Annotated in this window: 12 protein-coding genes, 1 pseudogene and 1 riboswitch; of the genes and pseudogenes, 6 read left to right on the top strand and 7 right to left on the bottom strand. The window is 60.3% G+C overall.

Going from position 1 to position 12,721, the window contains the following annotated elements:
* Positions 1–171: 171 nt before the first annotated feature.
* Positions 172–864: a tRNA/rRNA methyltransferase gene (locus WE862_RS10880; RefSeq protein WP_033116164.1), complete on the bottom strand. Its 693-nt coding sequence runs from the start codon at positions 862–864 to the stop codon at positions 172–174.
* A 206-nt stretch (positions 865–1,070) separates the two neighbouring features.
* On the opposite strand from WE862_RS10880, the gene aceK reads away from it, so the two are divergent.
* Positions 1,071–2,798 (top strand): bifunctional isocitrate dehydrogenase kinase/phosphatase, encoded by a 1,728-nt coding sequence (aceK, locus tag WE862_RS10875; protein ID WP_041208305.1) that lies wholly within the window; start codon positions 1,071–1,073, stop codon positions 2,796–2,798.
* A 78-nt stretch (positions 2,799–2,876) separates the two neighbouring features.
* On the opposite strand, the gene tesB is transcribed toward aceK, so the two are convergent.
* Positions 2,877–3,743: an acyl-CoA thioesterase II gene (tesB, locus tag WE862_RS10870; protein WP_042032451.1), complete on the bottom strand. Its 867-nt coding sequence runs from the start codon at positions 3,741–3,743 to the stop codon at positions 2,877–2,879.
* A gap of 172 nt (positions 3,744–3,915) precedes the next feature.
* On the opposite strand from tesB, the gene WE862_RS10865 reads away from it, so the two are divergent.
* The 3 genes from WE862_RS10865 (at position 3,916) to WE862_RS10855 (ending at position 5,813) form a co-directional block, all read left to right on the top strand.
* On the top strand, positions 3,916–4,650 hold the full coding sequence (locus WE862_RS10865) for a substrate-binding periplasmic protein (protein WP_042032449.1): 735 nt from the start codon (positions 3,916–3,918) through the stop codon (positions 4,648–4,650).
* Between the two features lie 306 nt (positions 4,651–4,956).
* Positions 4,957–5,033, top strand: a riboswitch (Fluoride riboswitch).
* Between the two features lie 67 nt (positions 5,034–5,100).
* Positions 5,101–5,484, top strand: coding sequence for a fluoride efflux transporter CrcB (gene crcB, locus WE862_RS10860; RefSeq protein WP_033116160.1), 384 nt, complete (start codon positions 5,101–5,103; stop codon positions 5,482–5,484).
* An 11-nt stretch (positions 5,485–5,495) separates the two neighbouring features.
* Positions 5,496–5,813 (top strand): DUF190 domain-containing protein, encoded by a 318-nt coding sequence (locus tag WE862_RS10855; RefSeq protein ID WP_033116159.1) that lies wholly within the window; start codon positions 5,496–5,498, stop codon positions 5,811–5,813.
* A gap of 216 nt (positions 5,814–6,029) precedes the next feature.
* On the opposite strand, the gene rluB is transcribed toward WE862_RS10855, so the two are convergent.
* The 5 genes and pseudogenes from rluB to rnm all read right to left on the bottom strand — a co-directional run bounded on the left by rluB (position 6,030) and on the right by rnm (position 10,031).
* Positions 6,030–6,953, bottom strand: coding sequence for a 23S rRNA pseudouridine(2605) synthase RluB (gene rluB, locus WE862_RS10850; RefSeq protein WP_042032448.1), 924 nt, complete (start codon positions 6,951–6,953; stop codon positions 6,030–6,032).
* A complete protein-coding gene (scpB, locus tag WE862_RS10845; protein ID WP_033113297.1) occupies positions 6,946–7,533 on the bottom strand; it encodes an SMC-Scp complex subunit ScpB in 588 nt (195 codons plus the stop codon). Before scpB ends, rluB begins: the two co-directional genes overlap by 8 nt.
* Positions 7,534–7,557: 24 nt before the next feature.
* Positions 7,558–8,471 (bottom strand): annotated as a pseudogene (locus WE862_RS10840) (segregation and condensation protein A).
* The gene (locus WE862_RS10835; protein WP_041208296.1) at positions 8,419–9,039 is read right to left on the bottom strand and encodes an L-threonylcarbamoyladenylate synthase; all 621 of its coding nucleotides are present in this window, start codon (positions 9,037–9,039) and stop codon (positions 8,419–8,421) included. Before WE862_RS10835 ends, WE862_RS10840 begins: the two are co-directional and overlap by 53 nt.
* Before the next feature lie 110 nt (positions 9,040–9,149).
* Positions 9,150–10,031, bottom strand: coding sequence for an RNase RNM (rnm, locus tag WE862_RS10830; RefSeq protein WP_339058744.1), 882 nt, complete (start codon positions 10,029–10,031; stop codon positions 9,150–9,152).
* A 448-nt stretch (positions 10,032–10,479) separates the two neighbouring features.
* On the opposite strand from rnm, the gene WE862_RS10825 reads away from it, so the two are divergent.
* Positions 10,480–12,114, top strand: a complete 1,635-nt coding sequence (locus WE862_RS10825; protein ID WP_042032443.1) for an anthranilate synthase component 1 — start codon at positions 10,480–10,482, stop codon at positions 12,112–12,114.
* Entirely contained in the window at positions 12,107–12,706 is a 600-nt protein-coding gene (locus WE862_RS10820) for an aminodeoxychorismate/anthranilate synthase component II (protein ID WP_005359135.1), read from the top strand. Before WE862_RS10825 ends, WE862_RS10820 begins: the two co-directional genes overlap by 8 nt.
* Positions 12,707–12,721 lie beyond the last annotated feature (15 nt).

Raw genomic sequence — 12,721 nt, 5'->3', positions numbered from 1 at the left:
GGGCCTTTTCTGATTTCTGTGCTTGTTCGTCAGCGCATCAACCGGCCCCAGTGCCACCTGTGGTGGTACCGGTAATAATGGTGGTGATGATATTGGTGAATAGCTGCATGACGAACACTCGTGAACGAAACTGGCTTTTAGCAATACCGCGCCGGGCGCAGGGCTGTCAACTTAAACCTCTTTGCCAAGTTTGCGGGCAAGGTCCTTGCAGAGCAGGTGGAGCATGTTCAAATCCCGCTGCGGCAGCATGGGTACCCGGTCCATCACCCACTGATGCAGTTTTTCATCCTGCGAAACTCCGAGTTCACCCAGAATTTCTGCTGTTTTGCTTTTGAGCACGCGAACCTGTCCGCTGTTATCAATATTTTCTGCTGCGACACTTGCCTCATCGAGCAGCGGGCTCAGCTCGTAGGCGTAGAGCATGATCGCCTGCCCCAGATTGAGGGAGGGGTAGCTCACCTTGAGGGGCAGATAGCTGATGAGGTCGACCTCGGCCAGCTGCTCGTTGGAGAGGCCAGACTCTTCGCAGCCAAAGACGATGGCGACCTTGTTGAGGGAAGGCTTGGCGCGGATCTGGTCGCGAATTTCAGCCGGGGTGAGGTAGTGCTGGTAGCGACCACGCTGGCGGGCGGTGGTGGCGATCACCAGATCCATATCGGCCAGCGCCTCGGGCAGGGTGTCGAACGCCTCGGCCTGGGTCAGGATCTCCTGCGCGCCGTGGGCTACCCAGCTCGCTTCATCCTCTTCGTGCACCCGGCTTGCCACCAGTCGCATGGCATCAAAGCCCATGGTTTTCATGGCGCGGGCGGCGGCGCCGACGTTGGCGGGGCGGGCAGGTGCCACCAGGACAAAATAGAGCTTCATCGGGTTTCCTCACAGGCCGGACGGCCTCTCAAACAGACGGCAAACAGTCGCTAAACCATCGCCAAAACAGGGGCGCAATCTACCGTTTATCCGCGAAAATTGCCACTTGAACAGATGTTTCAATGTTGCCATAGTGGCCTGACGCACGCCTTTTTTGCGCCCGTTTTCCGGCGCGTTCGGCCCGAAGAATCACAAGGAAGAGAGAGATGCAGCAGCCATTGGAACAGGCCGTCGCCGAGACCATCTTGCAACGGTTCGAGTCGTTTTACAGCCGGTTTCTCGAGATCACCCGCGGTAGCAAGAGCCGCTTCGAGAACAGCGACTGGCTGGGAGTGCAGCTGGCGGGGCGCGAGCGCATTCGCCTCTATGACCACCATGTGGGGGCCACCGCCAGCTCCATCCGCCAGATGATGGGAGAGCACCACGCCACCCAGGAGCTGCTCAAGCGGGTCAAGGGGGCCTTCAGCGATCTGCTGCCCAAGTGCGAGAACTTCGAGGTGGCGGAGTCCTTCTTCAACTCCGTCTATCGCCGGATCTTTCGCCATCGCAACATCCGCGACGAGAACCTCTATATCCACCCCTTCGTCAGCCGCGGCGACAAGCCCGATCTCGGCGCATTGCTGCGAATCTATCGCACCGATCTGGCCCACCTGCCACAGACCCTGAGCCAGCTTTTGGGGGATTACAGCTTCACCCTCCCCTACGAGGACAAGCAGCGGGATATTGTCGACATCCACCGCCATCTTGCCGAGAACGGCCCGCAAATACTTCATGATGAGCCCTTTGCCATCGAGCTATTGAAAGAGGTGTTCTACCGCAACAAGGGGGCCTATCTGGTGGGGCTGATCCGGGTGAAGGATCAGGTTTTCCCCTTTATCCTGCCCCTGCTCAGCACCGGCCAGAGCATCTATGTGGACACCGTCATCTTCGAGCCGGATCTCGCCTCCATCGTCTTTGGCTTCGCCCGCGCCTACTTTATGGTCTATGCCCGTGAACCGGCGCTGTTTGTCGCCTTCCTGCGCCAGATCATGCCCCACAAGCCCGATTACGAGATCTACAACGCCATCGGCTGCCAGAAGCACGGCAAGACCGAACTCTATCGCCACTACCGCCACCATCTGGCCCAGAGCCGGGATCAGTTCATCATCGCGCCGGGCATCAAGGGGATGGTGATGAGCGTGTTTACCCTCCCCTCCTACGACGTGGTGTTCAAGGTGATCAAGGACGAGTTCACCCCGCCCAAGGAGGTGAGCCACGAGCAGGTCAAAGAGAAGTACCGGCTGGTTAAACAGCACGATCGGGTTGGCCGGATGGCCGATACCCAGGAGTTCACCAACTTCGAGTTTCCGCTGGATCGCATCTCGCCGGAGCTCCTTGCCGAACTCAAAACGGTGGCACCGTCGGCCCTCACCATCACCGACGACAAGCTGGTGATCAAGCACCTCTACACCGAGCGCAAGATGATCCCGCTCAACCTCTATCTGGACAAGGCGGACGAGCAGCAGACCCGGCTCGCGCTGGAGGAGTACGGCAACGCCATCAAGCAGCTGGCAGCGGCCAACATCTTCCCGGGGGACATGCTGTTCAAGAACTTCGGCGTCACCCGTCACGGCCGGGTGGTCTTCTACGACTACGACGAGATCTGCTACATGACGGAGTGCAACTTCCGCCAGATCCCGCCGCCCCGCTACCCCGAGGATGAGTGGAGCGCCGAGCCCTGGTACTCGGTGGCCCCCAACGACATCTTCCCCGAGGAGTTCGCCACCTTCCTGCTGCAAAAGCCGCAGGTGCGCGAGATCATGCTGCAGCTGCACAAGGAGATGTTCGACGCCAACTACTGGAAGATGCTGCAGAGCAACATCAAGGTGGGGGTGTTCGAAGATGTCTACCCCTACCGGCGCAAGAAGCGCTTCAAGTACCAGCGCGGCGGCTGATCCCGCTGGCCCAGCGCGAATGGCAGCAACGAAAACGGGGTGGCCCAAGCCACCCCGTTTTGCTATCCGCTTTGCGCCTTAACTGCCGCGACGGCGGATCACCCCCTCCTGCATGGTGCTCGCCACCAGCACACCATCGCGGGTAAAGAACTGGCCGCGCACCAGACCGCGACCGCTGCTGGCGCTCGGGCTGTCTACCACGTAGAGCAGCCAGTCGTCGAAGCGGAAATCCCGGTGGAACCACATGGAGTGATCGATGGTAGCCACCTGCATATCCGGCTCCCAGTACGACACCCCGTGCGGCTGCAGCGAGGTGAGCAGGAAGTTGAAGTCGGAGGCGTAGGCCAGCAGGTATTTGTGCACCCGCAGATCGTCCGGCATCTGGCCGTTGGCCTTGAACCAGACGTGACGCACCGGGTCCTGCACCGTCGGCCGAATAGGGTCGACCAGGGTCACCGGGCGCATCTCGATGGGCTGCTCGCAGAGGATCTTGTCCCGCAGCGAGGCCGGAATCAGGTTCTCGTAGGGGCGCACCAGCTCCAGCTCGCTCTTGAGCTCCTCCGGCGGGGTGATGCCGGTGGGCATCTGCGCCTGATGCTCGAAGCCATCGGCCGGCACCTGAAACGAGGCGTTGAGATAGAAGATGGGCTTGCCGCCCTGAATCGCCTTGACCCGGCGGGTGGAGACGGTCTGGCCGTCACGGATATTCTCCACGTCATAGACGATGGGACGGGTCACATCCCCCGGACGCAGAAAGTAGGAGTGAAAACTGTGAACCTGACGGCCGGTCTCGACCGTCTGCTTGGCGGCTGACAAGGCCTGCCCCATTACCTGTCCGCCAAACACGGCCCGCAGACCGAGATCCTGGCTCTGGCCCCGAAACAGGCCCTCCTCGATTTTTTCCAGCGCCAGCAACGCCAGCAGCCCATCAAGTACCTTGCTCATTGTTCACTCCTCTGTCAGAGCCGCACAGGCTAACAAGCTCACCGGAGCAGAGCAACCGCCACGCGTCCGTTCATGTCGCCCGGAAGGCGCAGAAACAGAGCGCTTCGAATCTGTTTTTTCCCCGGTGAAACCGTTAATCTGAAAAAAGTCGATAGAGGCGAGGTCACCAGCCATGCACGTTCGTTATCCACTCACCCTCTCTGTCGCTTATCCCTCTTGTTTGCGCCTGCGCCATCCGCTGCTTGCCCCTCTCCTTGCGCTCTCGCTGCTCCCTGCCAGCGCGGCGCAGAGCGCGGTGATCATCACCGGCGAACTGCCCCCCTACTCCTCTGCGGAGCTGGCCAACGGCGGCGAGCTGGCAAGCAAGGTGCTCACCATTCTCAAAGAGGCTGGCCACCCGGATCTGCAGATCTCCTATCAGCCCTGGCCACGCGGACTTAAAAACATCGAGCTGGGCAACGCCATCGCCGCGTTCCCCTTTACCTGGACCAACGAGCGCAGCAACAGCCTGCTGTTCAGCACCCCCATCGCCTTCGATATCCAGTCCTGGTACACCACGCCCGACAAGAAGGGGTTGGAATCCCCGCCCTGGCAGCAAAAAACCGCCTGCGTGCCCAAGGGGTGGTTCTCCGACGCCATCGAGCGGGTCATCAACGATCAGGGGCTGATCGTCAGAACCACCAACCGCCTCAACCAGTGCGTCGAGCTGCTGAAAAAGGGCAAAGTCGATCTGGTGCCCATCAACGACACCTCGAAAAAGAGCCTATCCGAAGAGGACAGCGCCGCCCTCTACCGCCTCTCGCTGTTTCGCCAGAACGTCACCTTCTATCTGGTTACCTCCCGCAACGAAGAGGGGGAGAAGTTTATCCACGACTTCAACGACAAATGGAACGCCCAGGCCTACTGATCCGACCGCCCTTCCGGCTCGCAGACACCGCCACATATCCCCTCCCCCTGGCCGAAGAACACAGCCTGGCCGCATCGGCACCATCAATACCGCAGGATCGGAGGCCGTTGCCACCCCGCTATTCGGTGACTCACTCTGCAACCACTTATGGGATTATTTCACTGGTGATACAGCGAGCCAGCAACTCGTTACATGGATGCAAAAATCATCGCATTGGGCGGGAGCTGGCTGGACGACCTTCTTGCCACCATGGCTGGCCGACAACACCAAACAGCGGCTCGACTTTTTCTCTGCGAAAGATACAATCCATGCACTGGAGATGGCATTCCTCCACATGCATACGCACACAAACCGCCGTTGTGGCTAATGATGCCTACGTTTCAGTCCAGGTCAGGGCTGCGTAGCATATGCACCACTGTCCTGGAGTCTCTGCACTAAAGGACGATTTATATGCTTAATTCGATTCTCGCCATCAGCGTTGGCGCCTCGTTCGGAGCCATATTTCGCTGGCTACTGGGCACATCCCTGAACGCTATCTTTCCTACCCTCCCGCTGGGCACTCTCGTGGCAAACTTGCTGGGAGGCTATCTGATCGGGATCGCTATCGCTTTCTTTTCCGCAAACCCCAATCTCCCCCCTGAATGGCGGCTGCTGGTGATCACCGGTTTTCTCGGCGGGTTAACCACCTTTTCAACATTCTCTGCTGAAGTCACTTCATTACTGCAGGCAGGTCGATTGGCCTGGGCAGGAGGGGCGATTTGTGTCCATGTACTGGGTTCGCTGGCTATGACTCTTGCCGGCATGTGGTCAATGTCAATGCTGCAACGGATGTGACAGGAGTATCTATGCAAGGCTATCAATTAACATTTTACACTCGCCAGGATCGCTCAATCGAGGGTCAACCCTTGGCACAATGGCTGGTCGAACAGGCTAAAGAGCTCGGTATTCAGGGGGCCACCCTGTTGGCTGCCAATGAAGGACTTGGGCATGACCGGCGTCTGCACTCGGCTCATTTTTTCGAACTGTCAGATCAGCCATTGGAAGTGACGTTTTCAGTCACTGACAACGAGGTAAACCTCATTTTCGACCTGCTAAAGAGACACAACACGAGTGTGTTTTATACCTTGATGCCCATAGAGTTCGGGATGTCTGGCGATCGCTAATCTGGTAATCAAATCACTATATCGCCTCTTGTCTGGCATAAGAGGCGATATCGCTTCACCGCACGATTTTACTCTTTCATTGTCTGTTCCAGCACTACTGCCACCGGGGCACTAACCATCGGATGGTTGCGTTAGATAAAAAAAGCCCGCACCAGTTGGTGCGGGCTTTTTGGCAAGTTTGCACGTCTATCAGTGTGTGTCACTGACAAACGGCGCTTATTTGCTGCCGGTGCCGGAGTTGCGGGTAGACGCTTGCGGCTTGCGACGGGCGGTGGTGGCACGGGCACGGGGCTCCTTGCCTTGCAGCTCCTTGTGGCGCTTGACGGCGCGACGGATCTGGGCGGCCTGCTTGTGGCGGCTGCTCTTGCCATCCTGCTGCAGATCGACCTTGGATTCGGTCTCCGGCGGCAGGTTGACCAGACCGCGCAGGTAGTTCACTTCCGGCAGTTTCAGCTCTTGCCAGCCGCCGCGCGGGATAGCACGATCCAGCTTGACGTCGCCGTAGCGGATCCGCATCAGGCGGCTCACCTGCACTTCCTGGGATTCCCACAGGCGGCGCACTTCACGGTTGCGACCTTCGGTCAGGGTGACGTTGAACCACTGGTTCAGACCCTCGCCGCCAGCCGGCTTGATCTTGTTGAACTTGGCCATGCCATCTTCCAGCTGTACGCCCTTGCGCAGGCGCTGCAGCATGGCTTCGGTGATTTCGCCAAACACGCGCACGGCATATTCCCGCTCCACTTCGTGGCTCGGGTGCATCAGGCGGTTGGCCAGCTCACCATCGGTGGTGAACAGCAGCAGACCTGAGGTGTTGACGTCGAGGCGACCAACCGCGATCCAACGGGCCCCTTCCATTTTGGGCAGGCGATCAAACACGGTAGGACGACCTTCCGGATCGTGACGGGTACACATCTCCCCTTCCGGCTTGTGGTAAGCCAGCACGCGGCAGATCACTTCCTCTGCGGCACGGGTCTTGACCTGGTGACCATCCACCCGGATCACGGCGTTCACTTCGACGCGATCCCCCAGCGTGGCGACCTTGCCATCCACACTGACCCGACCTGCGGTGATCAGGGCCTCCATCTCACGACGGGAGCCGTGACCCGCGCGGGCCAACACTTTTTGCAGTTTTTCACTCATCGGGGTTACCTGATTGTTGATCGCTGCCCGTAAACATGGCGGACAACGGGGGTTGCAGCTCGGGATCCAGCTCGGGGAGCTGCTCCAGACTCTGCAGATTAAAGTAATCCAGAAATGCTCTGGTGGTGGCGAGCAGCTCGGGGCGACCCGCCACCTCTTTGTGGCCTATGCTGCGCACCCAGCCACGATCTTTCAAGGTATTCACTATCTGGCTTGAGACCGCGACCCCGCGGATCGCTTCGATCTCGGCCCGGGTGATGGGTTGACGATAGGCAATCAACGTCAGCGTCTCCATCACGGCGCGCGAGTAGCGGGGCGCCCGCTCGCTCCAGAGCCGCGAGAGCTCTTCGGCATAATCCTGACGAGCCTGAAAGCGCCAGCCGGAGGCCACTTCCTTGAGCTCGACGCCCCGTTCGCTGTAATCCTGTTTGAGCTCCGCCAGCAGCAGTTGCACGTAGCGGGTGGTGACCGGATAGTCGGCCAGCACGCTGCCTTTGAGCTCGCTGACGTTGAGCGGACGCCCGGCGACAAAGAGGGCCGCCTCGATCAGCGTCTTTAATCGTTCAGCTGGCAGCGCCATTGGGCGTTCCTCGCAAAAGCCATCTCAATAGGCAAGACCACGCTTCCCCTCCTCACTCTGGTTGGCCAGGGCAAAATGGATCGGACCAGAGGCTCGGCCTGCAAAATCCAGATCAGCTGCTCCTTGCACAGCTCCAGCAGTGCCAGAAAGGTCACCAGCACGCCCATCCGCCCCTCTTCGGCACGCAGCACCTGCTCAAGACGCAGGGTCTGGCCCAGCGAGAGCATGGCGAGGATCTCCGCCATGCGCACCCTGGTCGGGATCTGTTCGCGGCGGATCTGGTGATGCTCAAAATGAGTCGCGCGTTTTACCACACTTTGCATGTAAAGGGCGAGCTCAACCAGCGAAACATCGGGCGCCAGTGGCTTGAGATCGCCAAAATCGGGCGGCAGGGCGGCCGCGATAAAGATCTCCCGCTCCACTCGTGGCAGCTCGCTGACCCGCTCCGCACCTACCTTGTAGCGCTCGTACTCCTGCAGCCGGCGAATAAGGGTGACGCGGGGATCTTCCCCCTCCTCTTCGTCCTCCAGCTCGGGCGCCTTGGGCAGCAGCAGGCGGGATTTGATCTCGGCCAGCCAGGCTGCCATCAGCAGATATTCAGCCGCGAGCTCCAGATTGAGCCCCTGCATCAGCTCCACGTACTCCATGTACTGGGCGGTGATCTGCAGGATCGGCAGATTGAGGATATCGAGCTGCTGACGCCGGATGAGGTAGAGCAGCAGATCGAGCGGCCCCTCGAAGGTATCGAGGAACACCTCCAGCGCATCGGGCGGGATGAACAAGTCCTGGGGCAGCTCGTGGTAGGGCTGCCCCAGGACTTTCGCGATGGGAGGTGTGACGCCTGCGCCGTTATCGCCGGTGCTGGTCGTCACAGGATCTGCGGTATCACTCAAACGGGGTCGGGTCTCCGGCACCGCGACGACGCACGACCGGGTCATCGTCGGAGAAGTCCACGACCGTGGTGGGCTGCTCGCCCAGATAACCGCCGTTGACCACCAGATCGATCTGCTTGCCCAGCTTGTCGTAGATCTCCTCCGGGTCGAACTCCGCCATCTCGGAATCCGGCAGGATCAGCGAGGTGGAGAGCAGCGGCTCGCCGAGGGCTTCCAGCAGCGCCTGGGCAATCTTGTTGTCCGGCACCCGGATACCGATGCTCTTCTTCTTCTCGTTCATCAGGCGGCGCGGCACCTCTTTGGTCGCCTTGAAGATGAAGGTGTAGGCACCCGGAGTGTTGTTCTTGATCAGGCGAAACGCGCCATTATCGACTTTGGCGTAGGTGGCGATCTCGGAAAGATCGCGGCAGACCAGGGTGAAATCGTGGTTGGCGTCGAGCCGACGGATGCGGCAGATGCGCTCCAGCGCCCCCTTGTCACCCATGTGGCAACCCAGCGCATAGCCGGAGTCGGTCGGATAGACGATAACGCCACCGTTCTGGATGATCTGCACCGCCTGGCTGATCAGACGCGCCTGCGGGTTTTCCGGATGTACGTAAAAGTGCTGACTCATACCTTGTTCTCGCAATGGGGGCAGCAACATCTGCCCGCTTGATGGCCATGGAGCCGGGCTCCACGGCACTCACTTACTATTCTGCTTTAAAATTCTTCTCTTGCCGCCGGTCAGCGGCTGGCCACCAGAGCTGCATGCTCTTCCTGACTCAGCCCGAAGTGATCGGGAGAGACCAGCCAGAGCGGCGTCCCCTCTTTGGGTAGCCAGAGATGGCGACCCAGCTCGGCCCAGTTGGAGGGGAAGTGAAAATCGGACCCCACCGAAATGGCCAGACCATATTCGTTCGCCCACTGGCCCAGATTGGCCCGCTCCTGCGGGCTCTGCTGCGGCAGCGAGACCTCCATGGCATCACCGCCTGCCGCCTTGAAGGCCACCAGCAACCGCTTGATCCACTTGGCGGTGAGATCGTAACGGCTGGGATGGGCCAGCACCGCCAACCCGCCCGCAGCGTGAATCGCAGTGATCGCCTCGCCCATCTCGGGCCACTGGGCAGGAGCATACCCCTTGTTGCCTCGGCTCAGGTACTTCTTGAATACCTTTTGCATGTTGTCGGCCACCCCGCGCGCCACCAGCACCCGGGCAAAGTGGGCCCGGGTCACGGCGGCGTCACCGGCCAGCGCTTTGGCCTCTGCATAGGTGCCGGGAATGAGGCACTTCTCCAGACGGCGCCCGATCTCCTGCGCGCGCTCTTCACGGCGAGCCTGCTGACCGGCCAGAAAGTCAGTCAGCTGCGGATTTTTTTCATCCGCCCCCAGCGCCACGATATGAATTTCGTGATGCTCCCAGCCGGTGGAGATCTCGACCCCGCTCACCAGTCGCAGCGGCAGCTGCTCGGCGGCGATGGTGCTGCGTGCTTCATCAAGGCCGGCAAGGGTGTCGTGGTCAGTGATTGCTAACACATCGACCTCTTTCTCGGCGGCGCGGCGCACCAGTTCGGCAGGGCTCAGCACGCCATCCGAAGCGGTAGTATGACAGTGAAGATCGAATCTCATCGGGTTATTCCGCTCTCGTGGTCAGGTCACCATTCATGAAAAATCGGTGAAAGAAGGCTAAAAAGCGACTTGACTTGGCCGCGGCTTTATCGTTTTCTGTAGGCACTTCATTGCAAACATCTTTTTACAGGACTTTATCATGCAAACGACTTCCATCCTGACCATTTGGTGGTGGCACACTCCCTGACATGCGGGCGTGTGGTCGTTGCTGTACCTGTAAACTGACAGCAAATTAAGAACCCAAAGAAAAAGCCCGCTGACCCCAGCGGGCTTTTTTATTATCCGGCAAATGGAGCTGTGATGAAACCGAGAATTCAGACAAGCGTAATGACCAGGCGATGGCGCCCCTGCTGAAACCGCCAGAACCCACCTCATTTTCAAGGCACTTTTTCAAGGTATTAGACGTCATGAACATCGGTAACACGCATCACACGCAAGGGAACGCACTATGACAGCCACGCACCGCCTTCCTCTGGGTGAATTCGATACCCTCAAACTCAACGCCCCCTATGTGGCCGATCCACTGGCGCTCTACAGCGAGTTTTGCCAGCAGCGTCCCAACACCCTGCTGCTGGAATCAGTCGAGATCGACTCCAAGGCAGGCAAACAGAGCCTGCTACTGATCGATGCCTGCCTGCGCATCGAGTGCCGCGGCCGCACCGTGCGGGTACGCAGCCTCAATGACAACGGTGCCCAGTTGCAGAGCCTGCTGACCGAGCGCCTGCCCACCGCCGTTATCCAGAGCCTGGTGGCCGGCGAGCTGCAACTCGACTTCCCGGCCTCCGATCGGGAGCAGGATGAAGATAGCCGCCTGAAGGGGATCAGCGTGCTGGACGTGCTGCGCACCCTGCAACGGGAGCTCGATTGCCAGCTCGGCAAAGAGGCCCTGTTTATGGCGGGCAGTTTCGCCTACGACCTCATCGCCTCTTTTGAAGATCTGCCCGAGGTGCCACAGGGGAGCAACGACTGCCCCGACTACTGCTTCTACGTGGCCGAAACCCTGATCACCATCGACCATATCGAGCGCACCACCCAGCTGATTGCCTGCATCTTTGGCGGCGACAGCGACGAGAGCCGGGTGGAGGACAGATACCACCGCCTGAGCGAGCGTCTCGCCCGGTTCAAGCAAGCCTGCCAGCAGGCGCCGCAACAGGAGCCGGTCACGCCAGCCCTGAGTGGCGGCATCAGCGTGGACAAGAGCGACAAGCAGTTCTGCGCCGAGGTGGAGAAGCTCAAGGGCTTTATCCGCCGCGGTGACATCTTCCAGGTGGTGCCGTCCCGCTGCTTCTCCCTGCCCTGCCCCAGCCCCATCGCCGCCTATCGCCGCCTCAAACAGACCAACCCCAGCCCCTATATGTTCTACGTGCAGGATGAGGGCTTCACCCTGTTTGGCGCCTCCCCCGAGAGCGCGGTGAAGTTCTGCGCCACCAGCCGCGACGTGGAGATGTACCCCATCGCCGGTACCCGTCGCCGCGGCTTCAACCCGGATGGCAGCATCAACCGGGATCTCGACGGCCGCATCGAGCTGGAACTGCGTCAAGACGAGAAAGAGGTAGCCGAGCACCTGATGCTGGTAGATCTGGGCCGCAACGACATCGCCCGCATCTCGGAGCCCGGCACCCGCTACGTCAAGGAGCTGCTGAAAGTGGATCGCTACAGCCACGTGATGCATCTGGTCTCCAAGGTGGTCGGCACCCTGCGTTCCGACCTTGACGCCCTGCACGCCTATCAGGCCTGCATGAACATGGGCACCCTCACCGGCGCCCCCAAAATCCGCGCCAGCGAGCTTATTCGCATGGTGGAAGGCAAGCGCCGCGGCAGCTACGGCGGCGCGGTCGGCTACATCAACGGCGCCGGCGAGATGGATACCTGCATCGTCATTCGTTCTGCTTTCGTGAAAGATGGCGTGGCCCATGTGCAGGCCGGTGCCGGGGTGGTCTATGACTCCAAGCCGCAAGCCGAAGCGGACGAAACCCGCGCCAAGGCGGCCGCCGTGCTGGCCGCCATCGCCGCCAGCCATGGCACCTCCCTGCAAGCCCTGAGCGCCCAGCAGGAGCAACATAAGGACGTGAGCCATGACTAACATCTTCCTGCTCGACAACTTCGATTCATTTACCTACAACCTCGTCGACCAGTTCCGCTCCCTCGGCTATCCGGTGCGGATCTACCGCAACAGCCTGCCGGCCAGCCGCATCATGAGCGAAATCGCCGCCTGCGAAGGGGATGCCGTGCTGGTGCTCTCCCCGGGGCCGGGCGCCCCCCACGAGGCGGGTTGCCTCATCGACCTCATCAAGCTGGCTCGTGGTCAGGTGCCCATCCTCGGTATCTGCCTCGGTCATCAGGCCCTGTGCGAAGCCTACGGCGGCACCGTCGGCGCGGCGGGCGAGATCGTCCACGGCAAGCGTTCGCTGATTGAGCACAACGGCCACGGCGCCTTCGCCGGCCTGCCGAGCCCGCTGCCGGTAGCCCGCTATCACTCGCTGGTCGCTACCTATGTACCGGAAGAGCTGACGGTGATTGCCCACTATCAGGGCATGCCCATGGCCATCGAGCAGCAGGATGAGCGGGTGCTGGGCTTCCAGTTCCACCCGGAATCCATCATGACCTCGGAAGGGGCCCGTCTGCTGACTCAGGCGCTCGCCCATATCACCCGCCCAGAAAGCAGCGTGCGTTAAGGTAAGGAGACCAAC

The sequence above is a fragment of the Aeromonas jandaei genome (genome assembly GCF_037890695.1).
Classification (GTDB): Bacteria; Pseudomonadota; Gammaproteobacteria; order Enterobacterales; family Aeromonadaceae; genus Aeromonas; species Aeromonas jandaei.
Note: the sequence above shows the minus strand (reverse complement) of the source record. Positions and strands in the feature narration are given on the sequence as shown.

Bases quoted from the DNA above. Each gene is read 5' to 3' on its own strand.
- aceK (WP_041208305.1), top strand. From the start codon at position 1,071: ATGCAGCAGCCATTGGAACAGGCCGTCGCCGAGACCATCTTGCAACGG.
- rnm (WP_339058744.1), bottom strand. From the start codon at position 10,031: ATGAGATTCGATCTTCACTGTCATACTACCGCTTCGGATGGCGTGCTG.
- WE862_RS10820 (WP_005359135.1), top strand. From the start codon at position 12,107: ATGACTAACATCTTCCTGCTCGACAACTTCGATTCATTTACCTACAAC.
- rluB (WP_042032448.1), bottom strand. From the start codon at position 6,953: ATGAGTGAAAAACTGCAAAAAGTGTTGGCCCGCGCGGGTCACGGCTCC.
- WE862_RS10835 (WP_041208296.1), bottom strand. From the start codon at position 9,039: ATGAGTCAGCACTTTTACGTACATCCGGAAAACCCGCAGGCGCGTCTG.
- tesB (WP_042032451.1), bottom strand. From the start codon at position 3,743: ATGAGCAAGGTACTTGATGGGCTGCTGGCGTTGCTGGCGCTGGAAAAA.
- WE862_RS10880 (WP_033116164.1), bottom strand. From the start codon at position 864: ATGAAGCTCTATTTTGTCCTGGTGGCACCTGCCCGCCCCGCCAACGTC.
- WE862_RS10855 (WP_033116159.1), top strand. From the start codon at position 5,496: ATGCAAGGCTATCAATTAACATTTTACACTCGCCAGGATCGCTCAATC.
- crcB (WP_033116160.1), top strand. From the start codon at position 5,101: ATGCTTAATTCGATTCTCGCCATCAGCGTTGGCGCCTCGTTCGGAGCC.
- scpB (WP_033113297.1), bottom strand. From the start codon at position 7,533: ATGGCGCTGCCAGCTGAACGATTAAAGACGCTGATCGAGGCGGCCCTC.
- WE862_RS10825 (WP_042032443.1), top strand. From the start codon at position 10,480: ATGACAGCCACGCACCGCCTTCCTCTGGGTGAATTCGATACCCTCAAA.
- WE862_RS10865 (WP_042032449.1), top strand. From the start codon at position 3,916: ATGCACGTTCGTTATCCACTCACCCTCTCTGTCGCTTATCCCTCTTGT.